This is a genomic window from Streptomyces sp. NPDC048462 (assembly GCF_043200175.1).
Classification (GTDB): Bacteria; Actinomycetota; Actinomycetes; order Streptomycetales; family Streptomycetaceae; genus Streptomyces.
In genome coordinates, this window is record NZ_JBICXG010000025.1 from 34021 (window position 1) to 48487 (window position 14467).

Consider the following 14467-nt stretch of genomic DNA (forward strand, 5'->3'; position numbering starts at 1 on the left):
GCGGAGCCGCATATTCAGTGCTGGGGGGCCTTCCAGCGGGCGATGCCGCGGGCCACCAGATTGAGGATCATGACGAAGGCGATCAGGACCAGGGCGGCGGCCCAGGCGCGGTCGTACGACGCGGTCTCACCGATCTTGTACTGCTCGTAGATGTAGAACGGCAGCGAGGACTGGGCGCCTTCGAAGGGGTTCGGGTTGATCAGCTGGCTGCCGAAGACCAGCAGGATGATCGGGGCGGTCTCGCCGGCGATGCGCGCGATGGCGAGCATGACGCCGGTGGCGATGCCGCCGATCGCGGTCGGCAGGACCACCTTCAGAATGGTGCGCCACTTCGGGATACCGAGGGCGAGGGAGGCCTCGCGGAGCTCGTTCGGTACGAGCTTCAGCATCTCCTCGGTGGAGCGGACCACGACCGGGATCATCAGGATCGTCAGGGCGAGCGCGCCCATCAGGCCGGAGGGCTCGAGCCCCGCGATCAGCATGATCGAGAGGATGAACAGGCCGGCCACGATGGACGGGATGCCCGTCATCACGTCGACGAAGAAGGTGACGGCCCTGGCGAGCGAGCCCCGGCCGTACTCCACCAGGTAGACCGCGGTGAGCAGGCCGAGCGGGGCGGAGATCACCGTGGCGATGCCGACCTGCTCCAGCGTGCCGATCAGCGCGTGGTAGACACCGCCGCTGTCCTCGGAGCCGAGCACACCGGCCATCGAGTGGGTCAGGAAGTAGATGTCCAGGCGCCCCGAGCCGCGGCTGACGGTCGTCCAGAGCAGCGAGGCCAGCGGGACGACGGCGATCAGGAAGCAGACCCACACCAGGCTGGTGGCGAGACGGTCCTTGGCCTGTCGCCGGTTCTCCACGACGCTGGTCGCGACGTACGAGATCACCAGGAAGAGCAGCGCGGAGACCAGGCCCCACTGCACGCGGCTGTGCCAGCCGGCGGCCGCGCCGATGCCGACGCCGAGGGCGATCGAGAGGGCGGCGAAGCCGAGGGGCGCCAGGCGGGGCAGCGTGCGGCTGCTGAGGCTGTTGTCCGGCGCGGGCGGGATCGGCGTCGGCCGGTCCTGGACGCTGGTGGATGCGTGGCTCATGCGTTGGCCCCCGAGTACTCCTTGCGGCGGGCGATGATGAGCCGCGCGGCGCCGTTGACCAGCAGGGTGAGGACGAAGAGGACCAGGCCGGAGGCGATCAGGGCGTCGCGCCCGAACGCGTCGGCCTCGCCGAACTTCGCGGCGATGTTCTGGGCGAAAGTCCCGCCGCCCGGGTTGAGCACGTGCAGCGAGATGAGGAAGCTCGGCGACAGGACCGTGGCGACGGCCATCGTCTCGCCGAGCGCGCGGCCCAGGCCCAGCATCGAGGCGGAGATCACGCCGGAGCGGCCGAACGGCAGCACCGAGAGGCGGATGACCTCCCAGCGGGTGGCGCCGAGGGCGAGCGCGGCCTCCTCGTTCATCTTCGGGACCTGGAGGAAGACCTCGCGGCTGACGCTGGTCACGATCGGCAGGATCATGATCGCGAGCAGGATGCCGACGGTGAGGAGCGAGCGGGCGACGCCGACCTCGGTCTTCTCGAAGATGTAGGTCCAGCCGAAGAACTGGTCGAGCCAGAGGTTCAGGCCTTCGAGGTACGGCACGAGGACGAGCGCGCCCCAGATGCCGTAGACGATGCTGGGCACCGCGGCGAGCAGATCGACGACGTAAGCGATCGGACCGGCCAGTCTGCGCGGTGCGTAGTGCGAGATGAAGAGGGCGATGCCGACAGCGATCGGAACCGCGATGACCATCGCGATGATCGAGCTGACGACGGTCCCGAAGAGCAGGACGGCGATGCCGAAGACCGGCGGGTTGCCTGCCGGGTTCCAGTCGAAGGTGGTGAAGAAGTTGCCTTCGTCCTTGGAGACGGCGATGACGGCCCGGTAGCTGAGGAACACGGCGATCGACGCCATGAGCACGAGCAGCAGGATGCCGGAGCCTCGTGACAGGCCCAGGAATATCCGGTCGCCGAGGCGCCCGGTCGGCCTGGGGCGGGCTCGCCCGCCCGGCCGGGCCGGTGGTGTCTCTGTCTGTGTGGTGGAAGCCATGGTCTTTCCGGTCTGTGTGGGGGAGCGGAGGCTCCCCTGGCGGCGGTGCACCGGATGGGGTGGTGGCCGGCCGGTCCGGAGGGGTGTACCGGACCGGCCCGCCTCTTGCGTCTGCGTGTTACGTGTCGTGCGTTGCGTGTTGCCTGTTGTGCGTGTGGTGCGGGTTACGAGAGGCCGGCGACCGTCTCGCGGACCTTGGCGTTGATCGCCTCGGGGATCGGGGCGTAGCCGGCCTCGGTGAGGAGCTGCTGGCCCTCGGCGGAGGCGGTGTAGGTCAGGAAGGACTTGACGGTGCCGAGGGTGTCGGCCTTGTTGCCGGTGTCGCAGACGACCTCGTACGTCACCAGGACCAGCGGGTAGGCGCCCTCGGCCTTGGTGGTGTAGTCGAGGTCGAGCGCCAGGTCCTTGCCGGTGCCCGCGACCTTGGCGGCGGCGATGGCCTTGGAGGCGTTCTCCGAGGAGGCCTTGACCGGGGTGGTGCCACCGGTGTTGATGTCGACCGTGGTGATCTTCTGCGAGGCGGCGTAGGAGAGCTCGAAGTAGCCGATCGAGCCGTCGACCTGCTTCACCTGTGCGGCGACGCCGGACGAGTTGGTCGCGCCCTGGCCACCGGGGGCCGGCCACTTCTTCTCGGCCTCGTACTTCCAGTCGGCCGGGGCGGCCGCGCCGAGGTACTTGCCGAGGTTCTGCGTGGTGCCGGAGTCCTCGGAGCGGTGGAAGGCCTGGATGGCCTTGTCCGGAAGCTTGGCGCCGGGGTTGAGCTTGGCGATCGCCTCGTCGTTCCACTTCTTGATCTTCGTGTCGAAGATCTTGGCGAGGGTGGGGGCGTCCAGCGTCAGGCTGTCGACACCGTCGAGGTGGAAGCCGACCGCGATCGGGCCGCCGACCATCGGGAGGTTGATGCCCTGGCCGGTCTTGCAGACCGTCTTGGAGTCGGCGACCTCTTCGGGCTTCAGCGCCGAGTCGGAGCCGGCGAAGCCGACGGTGCCCTGGTTGAAGGCGACGATGCCCTCACCGGACGAGGAGGAGTTGTAGTTGATCTCCACGCCGGAACAGGCGGCCATGTAGTCCTTGACCCACAGGTCCATGGCGTTCTTCTGGGCGCTGGAGCCGGAGGCCCGCAGCTGGCCCTTGGCGCCGTCGCACTTGACGTTCGAGGCGGCCTTCGTCTTGCCGCCGCTCCCGCCGGTGTCGCTGCCGCTGTTGTTGTCCGAACCGCACGCCGTGAGGACCAGGGCGCCGGAGACGGCGAGGGCACCGAGCGCGGTGGCACGAAGCCGGTTCTTGCGCTGAAGCTTCACTTTCGGGTGTTCCTTCCAGGAGCCGCCGCGGTTGATGACGTTCTACGACGGCGTGCGAGGTGTTGGGTGGTGCGAAGTCGTTACCGGTGCGGTCTGTGCCTCGCACCGTGTACTGCCGAAATTAGGCAGAACAGGTGACGTGGTTTGCGGGGGTGAGTGAACGGAAGGTGAACCGTGTCGGGCGGCCCGGTTCCGGTCGGCGGAGCGGGGCCGAGGCACCCGTCATCCGTGGGGGCCGCCCGGTCCGGAACGGCGGCGGGCGGGCCGGGGCGCTGCGTTACGGCGCTCAGGCCGTCGGGATCACCGGGAGGGCGGTGTCCAGCAGGGCCCGGTCGCGCGGGTGGGTCAGGCGGGCGCGGGCGGCCTCCGGGGGGAGCCACACCACGGCGTCCACCTCACGGTTCGGGACGAAGGCGCCCGCCGTGGCCTCGGCGGACCAGTACGTGACCTCCTTCGGGCGCCCGTTCGCCAGGTACCGGACCATGGGCAGCACGGCGCCCGGCACACAGTGGTGGCCCGTCTCCTCCAGGACCTCGCGCAGAGCCGCGTCCCGCAGCGACTCGCCGCGCTTCAGCTTGCCCTTGGGGAAGGACCAGTCGTCGTAACGCGGCCGGTGCACGAGACACAGTTCAACCCCGGCCCCGGCAACGGCACCGACCCCGGCCCCGACGCCGGATGCGGGCGGACGGCGCCAGAGCACGCACCCCGCCGCCCGCACCGTGCCGTTCATCGCGAGGTCACGGCCGCCGCGTACGGCCAGGTCTCCCGGAACACCGCGCGCGCCGCCGCCACCTCGTGGCGCTGGTCGGCGTGCAGCACCCCCAGGGCGTACGCGGTCGCCGGCGCGATCCTGGGCGTACGGGCGGCCGACGCCGCGGCGGCCGCCGCCTCCGCCGCGTCCCGGTGCAGGTCGAGGGCGTGCCCCGGCCCGGCCAGGACCGGATCGGGGGCGCCGCGCACCACCTCGTGGGCGTACCGGTGCAGGCGCAGCAGCAGCCGGGTCCGGTGCCAGGGCGCGTCCTGCGCCTCGTTGTACGGCTCGGCCGACTCGTCCGATGCGAGGGCCGCGACCGCGCCGAGCAGCCGCTGCTCGGCCCGGTCGGCGGGTTCGGCCAGCAGTTCGGCGGCGGGGGCGGCGGCCGAGGGGGCGAGCGGGACCTCGGAGGCGAGCAGCGCGACGGCGTCGGCCACCGCGTGGAAGCGGGAGGAGCCGAGGGCCTGGAGGGCGGCGGAGTGCGCGCGGGTCCGGGCGAGGGTCAGCTGCCGTTCCAGCAGTGCGCCGGCGCGCGCCGCACCGACGCCGAGTGCGGCGCGTTCCTTCGCGCCGCCGCCACCGGAGGAGGTGCGGGCCGCGGGCAGGGGTGTCCCCGAGAGTCCGTGCAGCGCTTCCAGGAGCCGGTTCAGCCGGTCCGCGTACGCGTGCTCGCGGGCGAGGGTGCCGGAGAGCCAGGCCAGTTCGGTGCGCAGCTGCTCGGCCCAGAGCGGGTCGAGCGCGGTGCGGAAGGTGTGCAGGGTGGCGCCGATCCGGCGGGACGAGCGGCGCAGCGCTCCGGCGGCCTGCTCGGCGGCCTGCGGACCGGCGTCCGTGGGGGCACTGTTCTCGCGGTGCAGGCGCAGACTCCGCAGGAAGTCCGCTGCCTGCGACCGGAGATACGGTGCGAGCACCGCCCCCGCGGTCACGTCCGTCTGGGTCTGGTGGTCAGGGCGTCGCACGCCGGCGCCTCCGGGCGTCAATGAGCATTTCCTGTACGTGCCGCAGTGGCCGGCCCTCCGCGTCCGTGGCGTGCCGGGTCCAGTTCCCGTCGGGGCCCAGGTGCCAGGAGGAGGTGGTGTCGGCCATGCCCGTCTCCAGGAGGCGGCTGAGCGCGGCCCGGTGGGCGGGGTCGGTGACCCGGACCAGGGCCTCGATGCGGCGGTCGAGGTTGCGGTGCATCATGTCGGCGCTGCCGAACCAGACTTCGGGTTCGCCGCCGTTACCGAAGGAGAACACCCGGGAGTGTTCGAGGAAGCGGCCCAGTATCGAGCGGACCCGGATGTTCTCGGAGAGCCCGGTGACGCCGGGGCGGATCGCGCAGATGCCGCGTACCCAGATGTCGACGGGGACGCCCGCCTGCGCGGCCCGGTAGCAGGCGTCGATGATCGCTTCGTCGACCATCGAGTTGACCTTGATGCGTACGTAGGCGGGCCGGCCGGCCCGCTGGTGCGCGATCTCCTTGTTGATCCGGGCGATCAGTCCGTCGCGCAGCGACTTGGGGGCGACCAGCAGGCGGCGGTAGGTCTCGCGGCGCGAGTAGCCGGAGAGCCGGTTGAAGAGGTCGGAGAGGTCCGCGCCGACCTGCGGGTCGGCGGTGAGCAGGCCGAGGTCCTCGTACAGCCGGGCCGTCTTGGGGTGGTAGTTGCCGGTGCCGACGTGCGAGTAGCGGCGCAGCGTGTCGCTCTCCTGGCGGACGACGAGCGAGAGCTTGCAGTGCGTCTTGAGGCCGACGAGTCCGTAGACGACGTGGCAGCCCGCCTCCTCCAGCTTGCGCGCCCACTTGATGTTGGCCTGCTCGTCGAAGCGGGCCTTGATCTCGACGAGTACGAGGACCTGCTTGCCGGACTCGGCGGCGTCGATGAGGGCGTCCACTATCGGGGAGTCGCCCGAGGTCCGGTACAGGGTCTGCTTGATCGCGAGGACGTCCGGGTCGCCCGCCGCCTGTTCCAGGAAGGCCTGGACGGAGGTGGAGAAGGAGTCGTACGGGTGGTGCAGCAGTACGTCGCGTTCGCGCAGGGCGGCGAAGATGTCGGGCGCGGAGGCGGACTCGACCTCGGCGAGGTCGCGGTGGGTGCCGGCGATGAACTTGGGGAACTTCAGTTCCGGCCGGTCCAGCGACGCTATGCCGAAGAGTCCGGTGAGGTCGAGCGGTCCGGGCAGCGGGTAGACCTCGGCGTCGGACACCTTCAGCTCGCGGACCAGCAGGTCCAGCACGTACGGGTCGATGGACTCCTCGACCTCCAGGCGGACCGGCGGGCCGAAGCGGCGCCGCATGAGCTCCTTCTCCAGGGCCTGGAGGAGGTTTTCGGCGTCGTCCTCCTCGACCTCCAGGTCCTCGTTCCTGGTGACCCGGAACATGTGGTGTGCGAGGACCTCCATGCCCGGGAAGAGCTCCTCCAGGTGCGCGGCGATGACGTCCTCGATGGGGACGTAGCGCTGCGGGGAGGCCTCCAGGAAGCGGGTCAGCAGCGGCGGGACCTTGACCCGGGCGAAGTGGCGGTGGCCGCTGACCGGGTTGCGTACGACGACGGCGAGGTTGAGCGAGAGGCCGGAGATGTACGGGAAGGGGTGCGCCGGGTCGACCGCCAGGGGGGTCAGTACGGGGAAGACGCGCTGCCGGAAGAAGGTGAACAGGCGGGCCTGCTCCTTCTCGGTCAGCTCGGGCCAGCGGATCAGCTGGATGCCCTCGTCGGACAGGGCGGGGGCGATGTCCTGCTGGTAGCAGGCGGCGTGCCGGGCCATGAGTTCGCGCGAGCGGGTCCAGATCAGGTCGAGGACCTCGCGGGGCTGGAGGCCGGAGGCGGACCGGGTGGCGACACCGGTCGCGATGCGGCGTTTCAGACCCGCGACCCGGACCATGAAGAACTCGTCCAGGTTCGAGGCGAAGATGGCGAGGAAATTAGCCCGTTCGAGGAGGGGGGTCGAGGGGTCCTCGGCCAGTTCCAGAACGCGTTCGTTGAACGCGAGCCAGCTGCGTTCGCGGTCCAGGAACCGGCCCTGCGGCAGCTCGTCCCCGTCGACATCGGGCTCGTACGCGTCGGCGTCGGCGTCGATGTCGGGGTCCAGATCGGCCGCGGTGGACAAGGCGGAGCTGGCGGATGCGGGGGCGGCGACGGCGTGCGGCCGGTGTGCGGCGAGGGAGCCGACGGACGGCTGAGCGGCGGGCTGGACCGGGACCTCGGAGCTGGGCTGCTGGCTCATGGGCCCATTCTTCCGCGCGGAGTGCTCCGGGGGCGCGTCGGAGGGGGGTGAGATCGCGGAGATCGCACGGTCGGCGCGTTCTCTGCCGGGAATTCTCCCGTTGCGGGGGGACGGCACAGCTGGCTGCATCCTGAGAGGGTCGCAAGGGCGTCTGAATGCCCGGTAACGGCGACATGACATGCAGGAAGCGGTGTGGCCGTGTCCGGGGGCGGATGCCGCCCCCGGACACGGCCACCGGTTGGCCTCGCGGCCGCTCAGCCGTGGCTGCGGCGCAGCACCCGGAAGGCGACGGCGGCCGCGGCGGCGGCGAGGACGAGGACGATGCCGGTCTCGACGAGCTGCAGGGGCCAGAAGTGGGAGGCGGGGTGGAAGTCGGTGTACGTGCCGGTGACGTGGTGGTCGGCCAGGCAGCGGTCCACCCCCTCGGGTACCGGGTTCCGGTAGCAGGTTTCGCCGGGCAGCCGCTGTTCTCCCGCCATCAGCCCGCTGCCGACGAACAGGGTGCTGCCCGGGAGACCGGTCGGGGTGGCGTTCAGCGGCGTGACCACCGTAGTGACCGCCCAGAGGCTGCTGCGTACGGCGCCGAGCGCGAGCGCCACCGCCCCGTAGGCCAGAGCTGTGATGCCCATGGCGAGCAGTGTGCGGCGCACCAGCAGCGCTACGAGTGCGCCGAGGGCGATGGCGAAGAGGGCCGACGCTGTGGGCAGGGTGCCCATCGCGGCGTACGTGCTCGTGTCGTACCAGGCGAGGCGGTCGGTGTCGGGGGAGGTCCGGCTCCAGGCGAACACCGCCGTGAGCACCGAAACCGCCACCAGCGTGATCGTCGCCGGAACGGTGAGCTTGGCAAGGAGCCAGCGTGCGGGGGAGACGGACTGGGACCAGGACAGCCGGTAGGTGCCGCTCTCCAGCTCCCGGCCGATCAGCGGACCGGCGACGAACAGGCCGATGGCCGCGGGCAGGACCATCATGGCGGTGCCCGCGTACCGCAGCACGTCCCTGAGCCACGCCTGGTGGCTGAGCATGTCGTCGAACGCTGCGAGGCACCGCGGGGAGCTATCCAGGTACGAGCACCCGCTGTCCGCGTACGTGTCCGCCGTGCCGGAGTTCCACCACACGGATGCGGTCAGCAGGACGATCCCGGCGAGCGCGAGCGCCCCCGCGATCCACAGGGCGCGGCGGTGCTGGAGGACGACGACGCGGGCGGGGCCGCGCAGGGCGAGGGTGCTCATGCGGCCACCGCCTCTCGGGCCGGCGCCGCGCTCGGCGTAAGCAGCGCGGGCGCGTCCGGCGAGCGCAGGTGCGCCAGCAGTAGCTCCTCCAGCGACGGCTCCACCGTCTCCCAGCCGGCGGACGCGTCCACCGGGCCCTCCCTCCTGACGAGTGCGGTCAGCTGCCGCCCCGTGGTGCGGGACTCGACGACGGTGTGCGGGGCGAGGTCCCGTACCGGGCCGGTGAGCAGGGTGTGCGCGGTGAGCAGGTCGTCGGTCTCGCCGCCGAGGCGGACGCGGCCGCCGTCGACGAGCAGGAGGTAGTCGCAGGCGCCCTCCAGCTCGGCGAGTATGTGCGAGGACATCACGATGGTGGTGGACCGCTCGGCGGCCTCGGCCATCAGGGCGCCCATCAGCTGGTGCCGGCCGAGCGGGTCCAGGTCGGCCATCGGCTCGTCCAAGAGCAGCAGTTCGGGCCGCTTGCCCAGGGCGAGGGCCAGCGCGAGCCGGGTGCGCTGGCCGCCGGACAGGGTGCGCACCTTGGCGTTGCCGGGGAGGGGTTCGGTGATGCGCTCGGCGACGTCCTGGTCCCAGGTGTCCGGGTTGAGCTCGGCGCCCGCCCAGAGGGTCTCGGTGACCGTCAACTGCGGGTACAGCGGCTTGTCCTGGGCCACGAAGGCCATGCGCGCACGTGCGTCCCCGGGGGTCGAGCCCAGCACGCGCACGGTGCCCTCGGCCGGTCGCAGGAAGCCTGCGGCCAGGCTCAGGAGGGTGGACTTACCCGCGCCGTTGGGGCCGACGAGGGCGCATACGCGTCCGGCGGGCAGCCGGAAGGAGCAGTCGCGCAGGGCCCAGCCCCCGCCCCTGCCCCGGTACTTCATGCCGAGGCCCTCGGCCTCGATCGCAGCGCCTGTCATCCGGCCTGTTCTCCCTCGAAGGTCTTGTTCAGTACGGCGGTGAAGAGCGCGCTCACGTCGTCCTTGTCCAGTCCGGCGGTGCGGGCGCGGCGGGCCCAGTCGGCGAGCTCGGCGCGCAGCGGGGCGTCGTCGGCGGCCGCCGCGCCGCCCAGGGTGCTGGTGACGAAGGTGCCGAGACCGCGCCGGGCCTCGACGAGCCCTTCGCGCTCCAGCTCGCGGTAGGCCTTGAGCACGGTGTTCGGGTTGATGGCGGTGGCCTCCACGACCTCGCGTGCGGTGGGCAGCCGGTCGCCGGGCCTGAGCAGATTCAGGCGCAGGGCCTGTTTGGTCTGCTGGACGATCTGGAGGTACGTGGCGACGCCGCTGCGCCGGTCGATGCGGAACTCGACCGCTGCGGACTGTGCCATGTTCACCCCTTTCACTAATTGAGTAGTGAAAGGGTGGCGTAAAAAAGAGGCGGCGTCAACCGACGCCGCCTCCCTGGTGAGTTGTGGGGGCTCAGGACTCCGTGCGGTACATCAGGTCGACCTCGTGGGTGGTGAAGCCCATCCGCTCGTAGACCGCCACGGCCGCGGTGTTGTCCGCGTCGACGTAGAGCATCGCGGTCGGCAGCCCCTCGGCGGCGAGGTGGCGCAGCCCGATCGCGGTGAGTGCCTTGCCCAGGCCGCCGCCCTGTGCGTCGGGCCGGATGCCGACGACGTACACCTCGCCGAGCTGGTCCTCGGCGTGCACCTTCGTCCAGTGGAAGCCGATCAGCTCGGCGGCACCGGAGTCGCCGGCACCGTTGGCGCGCTCGGCCAGGAAGAAGCCCTTCGGGTCGAACCAGGGCTCGGCCTTGCGGTCGTCGAGGTCGCGCTGGGTCAGCGAGCCCTGCTCGGGGTGGTGGGCGAAGGCGGCGCGGTTCACGGCCAGCCAGGCGGCGTCGTCCTGCCCGGGGACGAACGCGCGGACGGTGACGCCCGGCGGCAGCACCGGCTCCGCGATGTTCAACGGGCTCAACGGCCTCCGCAGCTGGCGCAGTTCGCGGAAGAGCGAGAGGCCGAGCACCTGCGCGAGGTGGCGCGCCGCGGACCGGCCGCCGTGCGCCCACACCCGCAGCCGCTTCCCGGTGGCGGCCAGCAGTGCCGCCCCGAGCGCCCGCCCGTGCCCGTGCCCGCGGTGCGAGGGGTGCACGACCAGCTCGGCGGCCGGCGCCTCCACGGGGTCGGTGTCCTCCAGCTGCGCGTAGCCGACGAGCACGCCCCCGGCGGTCAGCAGGAAGTGCCGCACACCTTGCCGGTGCCCGCCGCGCAGCTGCAGCCGCCCCTGTTCGGACACGGCCTGCCTGCCGTCGGACCGGGCCGCCTCGGCGAGCAGCCCGGAGACGGCTTCCGCCTGCTCGGGGGAGAGGGCGTCGAGCGTCTGGATCTCGCGTCCGGGGGCGGGGAGGGGTACGTCAGTCGTCATGTGTACGAGCGTACGGGGCGCCCGGTGCGGTGCGGGGTGAGGTGGTGCGGGGCGATGAGGCGGGCCCCCGTCATTCGGCGGGGTCCGGCGGGTTCAGCACGGCGTCCGCGATGCGGGAGAGGTCCTCGGCGGCGGGCAGCAGCTCGCGCATCCGCTCGGGCAGCCCGGCGTACGTGCTGACGGCCAGCGGCTGGCTGTGGCCGCGCAGTGCGTACTCGACCATCGCCCGGTCACGGCTCTCGGCGATCAGAATTCCGATGGTGGGGCCGTCGTGCGCCTTGTCCCGGACCAGGTCGTCGACCACCGACACGTAGAACCCAAGCTGGCCGAAGTGCTCGGGGTGGGCCTTGCGGGTCTTGAGCTCCAGTACGACGTAGCAGTGCAGCTTGCAGTGGTAGAAGAGCAGGTCGATGCGGTATTCGCTGTCACCCACGACGATCGGGTACTGGCGGCCGACGAACGCGAAGCCGACGCCCAGCTCGGTGAGGAACCGGACGAGCCGGGAGACGAGAGCATTCTCCAGATCCCGCTCCGTGTGCGTTCCCTCCAGCTCGGTGAAGTCGAGCCGGTACGGATCCTTGATGATCTCCTTCGCGGCCGCCGACCGCTCGGGGATCACCGCGTCGAAATTGTTGAGGGCGGCGGCGTGCGAGAGGTGCAGGGAGTGATGGATCGCCGAGGTCAGATCGTCCCGGGACCAGCCGTTGCTGACGGCGTGCTGGATGTAGAAGTCCAGCTCGGGACGGGTTTTGCACTTGTCCATGAGGACCTGGAGGTGAGCCCAGGGCAATTGTCCAGCAGGCTGCTGGACAATTGGCTCGGACCAGAGGCGGGCCATCTTCAGCATGTAGTGCAGGCTGCTGCGGGAGAACCCCCGCTGGTTCGGGAACTCCGTCCGCAGCTCCGTCGCGATGCGTCCGACGACCTTGGCGCCCCACTTCTCCTCCCGCTGCCGCTCCAGGATCGTCCGCACGATCTCCCAGTACATCTGGAGCATCTCGGTGTTCACCTTGAGCTGTGCGCGTACGTGTGCGCCGCGCACGAGGGACTTCAGGTCGTCGATCATCTCGTGGAAGCCCGGGGGCAGTTCGGCCGCCTGCTGAGCGGGGATGACCGTCTTGGCCGTGGTGCCGTTGTCCATGGAGCAAATATTTGTCTGTCATATGCAGGCAGTGACGTTTCTGCTCGCATATGTACGCCGGATGGGTGAATGACCCCGTTCCGATCGGGCGGCAACCAGTTCGTAACCCCGAACACCTGTCGCGCTACGCGCGTTGACTCTAGGCTGCGGCACGCAGTCTCCAGACTCGTCACCACTCTCGAATCTCGAACCTCCGCTGAACTCACAAGGGGACCGATGTCAGCGACACCGCAGAAGAACCGCGCGTCCCGGCGGGTGCTCGCCGCCGCGGCCGGGCTCGCCACCGTCGGAGCGCTCGTCGCGGCCATGCCGGCCGGCGCGCAGGACCGCGGACACGGACACGGCAAGGACCACGGCCATCACACGCCGGCCCGGACCGTCGACGTACAACTGCTGTCCTTCAACGACCTGCACGGCAACCTGGAGCCGCCGGCCGGCTCGGCCGGTACGGTCAGCGAGACGCAGGCCGACGGCACGGTGAAGTCCGTTCCGGCCGGCGGGGTTGAGTACCTCGCCTCCTCGCTGCGCACCGCGCGCAAGGGCCACCCGTACTCGATCACCGCGGCCGGCGGCGACATGGTGGGTGCGAGCCCGCTGCTGTCGGGGCTCTTCCACGACGAGCCGACCATCGAGGCGCTCAACAAGATCGACCTCGACGTGACGAGCGTCGGCAACCACGAGTTCGACGAGGGCGCCACCGAGCTGGCCCGCCTCCAGAACGGCGGCTGCCACCCGGTCGAGGGGTGTTACGAGAAGGGCAAGAAGTTCAAGGGTGCCGACTTCCCTTACCTCGCCGCCAACGTGACGAGCGAGAAGACCGGCAAGCCGATCCTCAAGCCGTACACGGTGTGGAAGAAGAACGGCGTCAAGATCGGCTTCATCGGGGTGACCCTGGAGGGCACCCCGAATATCGTGACCGCCAACGGCGTCAAGGGCCTGAAGTTCCACGACGAGATCGAGACGGTCAACAAGTACGCCAAGGAGCTGGACCGGCAGGGCGTCAAGTCCATCGTCGCCCTGATCCACGAGGGCGGCCTGCCCGTCTCGGCGTCGTACAACTACGACTGCGACAGCCCGGCCGCCGGTGACGGCATCTCCGGGCCGATCACCGACATCGCCAAGGGCATCTCGCCGAAGGTCGACGCGCTGGTGACGGGCCACACCCACCAGGCGTACGTGTGCACCATCCCGGACCCGGCGGGCAACCCGCGCCTGGTCACCTCGGCCTCGTCGTTCGGCAAGCTGTACACGGACACGACGCTCACCTATGACCGTCGCACCAAGGACATCGTGCGCACGGCGGTGAAGGGCTCCGGTGCCTCCAAGGCCTCGTCGAAGCACCACCCCGCACACCACCCCGCGCCCGCGAACCCGGTCGCCGCGAACCACATCGTCGACCGGGACCAGGCACCGGCCAACGACATGACGGCCCTCATCGCGCGCTGGAACACCCTCGCGGCGCCGATCGCGAACCGGCCGCAGGGCTACATCTCGGCCGACATCAACGGCCGCGGCTCCACGGCCCCGGAGAAGCCGCTCGGCAACCTGATCGCCGACGCGCAGCTGGAGGGCCTGGCACCGGCGGACAAGGGCGGGGCGGTCGTCGCGTTCATGAACCCGGGCGGCATCCGGGCCGACCTGGTGTACAAGGCGTCGGGCAGTGAGGGCGACGGCGTCGTGACGTACGGCGAGTCGTTCACCGTGCAGCCGTTCACCAACATGATGAACGTCCTCGACCTGACCGGTGCACAGCTCGTCAGCGCGCTCCAGCAGCAGGTGAGCGGCTCGAACGAGGCCAGCCCGAAGATCCTTCAGGTGTCGAAGGGCCTCACGTACACGCTGGACATGACGAAGTCGGGCGCGGACCGGGTGGTCGCCGACACGATTCTGCTGAACGGCGAGGCGATCGACCCCGCCAAGACGTACCGCGTCGCGATGAACGAGTTCCTGGCGGGCGGCGGCGACGGCTTCGCGGCGCTCGGTGAGGGCACCAACAAGCTGGTCGGCGCCTCCGACCTGGACCTGTTCAACGCCTACCTGGCCGCGCACTCCACGGCCGCCGCGCCGCTGGCCCCGCCGGCGACGGACCGGATCACGGTCGTTCAGTAGTTCCGACGCGAGAGGGAGTGTCCCTCTGATCGGACAGGACCCGAAGACCGGCGGCCCGCCACGGGAAGTGGCGGGCCGCCGGCTTGTTCGGCTCCTGTCCCAGAAGCAGTGAAGGGTGCTGTCCCCGGCCCGGCGGCGTTCGAGAGCGGCAAGGCGGGAGCCGGGCGGGGTGACGGGGTGGGGTCGACCGGATTCGAACCGGCGTCCCCCTACTTGTAGAGAAGGTGCGACGACCACTGCGCTACGACCCCCACCCCGCTCGTGATCGTACCCACCACCCATTCCGTGGCGCACTCGAATATGCGGCGGC

12 protein-coding genes and 1 tRNA gene are annotated in these 14467 nt (G+C 70.6%); 1 reads left to right on the plus strand and 12 read right to left on the minus strand.

Annotated elements, in window-relative coordinates; translation table 11 throughout:
• Positions 1-14: 14 nt before the first annotated feature.
• From pstA to ACGFU6_RS31085, 11 genes are all read right to left on the minus strand, one after another.
• On the minus strand, positions 15-1091 hold the full coding sequence (pstA, locus tag ACGFU6_RS31035; RefSeq protein ID WP_393615757.1) for a phosphate ABC transporter permease PstA: 1077 nt from the start codon (positions 1089-1091) through the stop codon (positions 15-17).
• Complete coding sequence (gene pstC / locus ACGFU6_RS31040) at positions 1088-2080, minus strand: phosphate ABC transporter permease subunit PstC (protein ID WP_393615759.1); 993 nt, start codon at positions 2078-2080, stop codon at positions 1088-1090. The genes pstA and pstC overlap by 4 nt, the downstream gene beginning before the upstream one ends.
• Before the next feature lie 164 nt (positions 2081-2244).
• On the minus strand, positions 2245-3381 hold the full coding sequence (pstS, locus tag ACGFU6_RS31045) for a phosphate ABC transporter substrate-binding protein PstS (protein WP_393615761.1): 1137 nt from the start codon (positions 3379-3381) through the stop codon (positions 2245-2247).
• 286 nt (positions 3382-3667) lie between these two features.
• Entirely contained in the window at positions 3668-4111 is a 444-nt protein-coding gene (locus ACGFU6_RS31050; RefSeq protein ID WP_393615763.1) for an NUDIX hydrolase, read from the minus strand.
• Positions 4108-5094 (minus strand): CHAD domain-containing protein, encoded by a 987-nt coding sequence (locus tag ACGFU6_RS31055; RefSeq protein ID WP_393615765.1) that lies wholly within the window; start codon positions 5092-5094, stop codon positions 4108-4110. The genes ACGFU6_RS31050 and ACGFU6_RS31055 overlap by 4 nt, the downstream gene beginning before the upstream one ends.
• Positions 5081-7336 (minus strand): RNA degradosome polyphosphate kinase, encoded by a 2256-nt coding sequence (locus tag ACGFU6_RS31060; protein ID WP_393615767.1) that lies wholly within the window; start codon positions 7334-7336, stop codon positions 5081-5083. The genes ACGFU6_RS31055 and ACGFU6_RS31060 overlap by 14 nt, the downstream gene beginning before the upstream one ends.
• A 254-nt stretch (positions 7337-7590) precedes the next feature.
• Complete coding sequence (locus tag ACGFU6_RS31065) at positions 7591-8565, minus strand: hypothetical protein (RefSeq protein WP_393615769.1); 975 nt, start codon at positions 8563-8565, stop codon at positions 7591-7593.
• The gene (locus ACGFU6_RS31070; RefSeq protein ID WP_393615771.1) at positions 8562-9461 is read right to left on the minus strand and encodes an ABC transporter ATP-binding protein; all 900 of its coding nucleotides are present in this window, start codon (positions 9459-9461) and stop codon (positions 8562-8564) included. Before ACGFU6_RS31070 ends, ACGFU6_RS31065 begins: the two co-directional genes overlap by 4 nt.
• Positions 9458-9868, minus strand: a complete 411-nt coding sequence (locus ACGFU6_RS31075) for a GntR family transcriptional regulator (protein WP_123527660.1) — start codon at positions 9866-9868, stop codon at positions 9458-9460. Before ACGFU6_RS31075 ends, ACGFU6_RS31070 begins: the two co-directional genes overlap by 4 nt.
• A 91-nt stretch (positions 9869-9959) precedes the next feature.
• Positions 9960-10907 carry a mycothiol synthase gene (gene mshD, locus ACGFU6_RS31080; protein WP_393615773.1) on the minus strand — a complete coding sequence of 316 codons (948 nt, stop codon included), beginning with the start codon at positions 10905-10907 and terminating at the stop codon, positions 9960-9962.
• Positions 10908-10977: 70 nt separating this feature from the next.
• Positions 10978-12048 carry a YhcG family protein gene (locus ACGFU6_RS31085; protein ID WP_393615775.1) on the minus strand — a complete coding sequence of 357 codons (1071 nt, stop codon included), beginning with the start codon at positions 12046-12048 and terminating at the stop codon, positions 10978-10980.
• Between the two features lie 216 nt (positions 12049-12264).
• Between ACGFU6_RS31085 and ACGFU6_RS31090 the strand changes: the two genes are divergently transcribed.
• Positions 12265-14157, plus strand: coding sequence for a bifunctional metallophosphatase/5'-nucleotidase (locus tag ACGFU6_RS31090; protein WP_393615777.1), 1893 nt, complete (start codon positions 12265-12267; stop codon positions 14155-14157).
• 178 nt (positions 14158-14335) lie between these two features.
• Here ACGFU6_RS31090 and ACGFU6_RS31095 read toward each other — a convergent pair.
• A tRNA-Val gene (locus ACGFU6_RS31095) sits at positions 14336-14408 on the minus strand.
• Positions 14409-14467 lie beyond the last annotated feature (59 nt).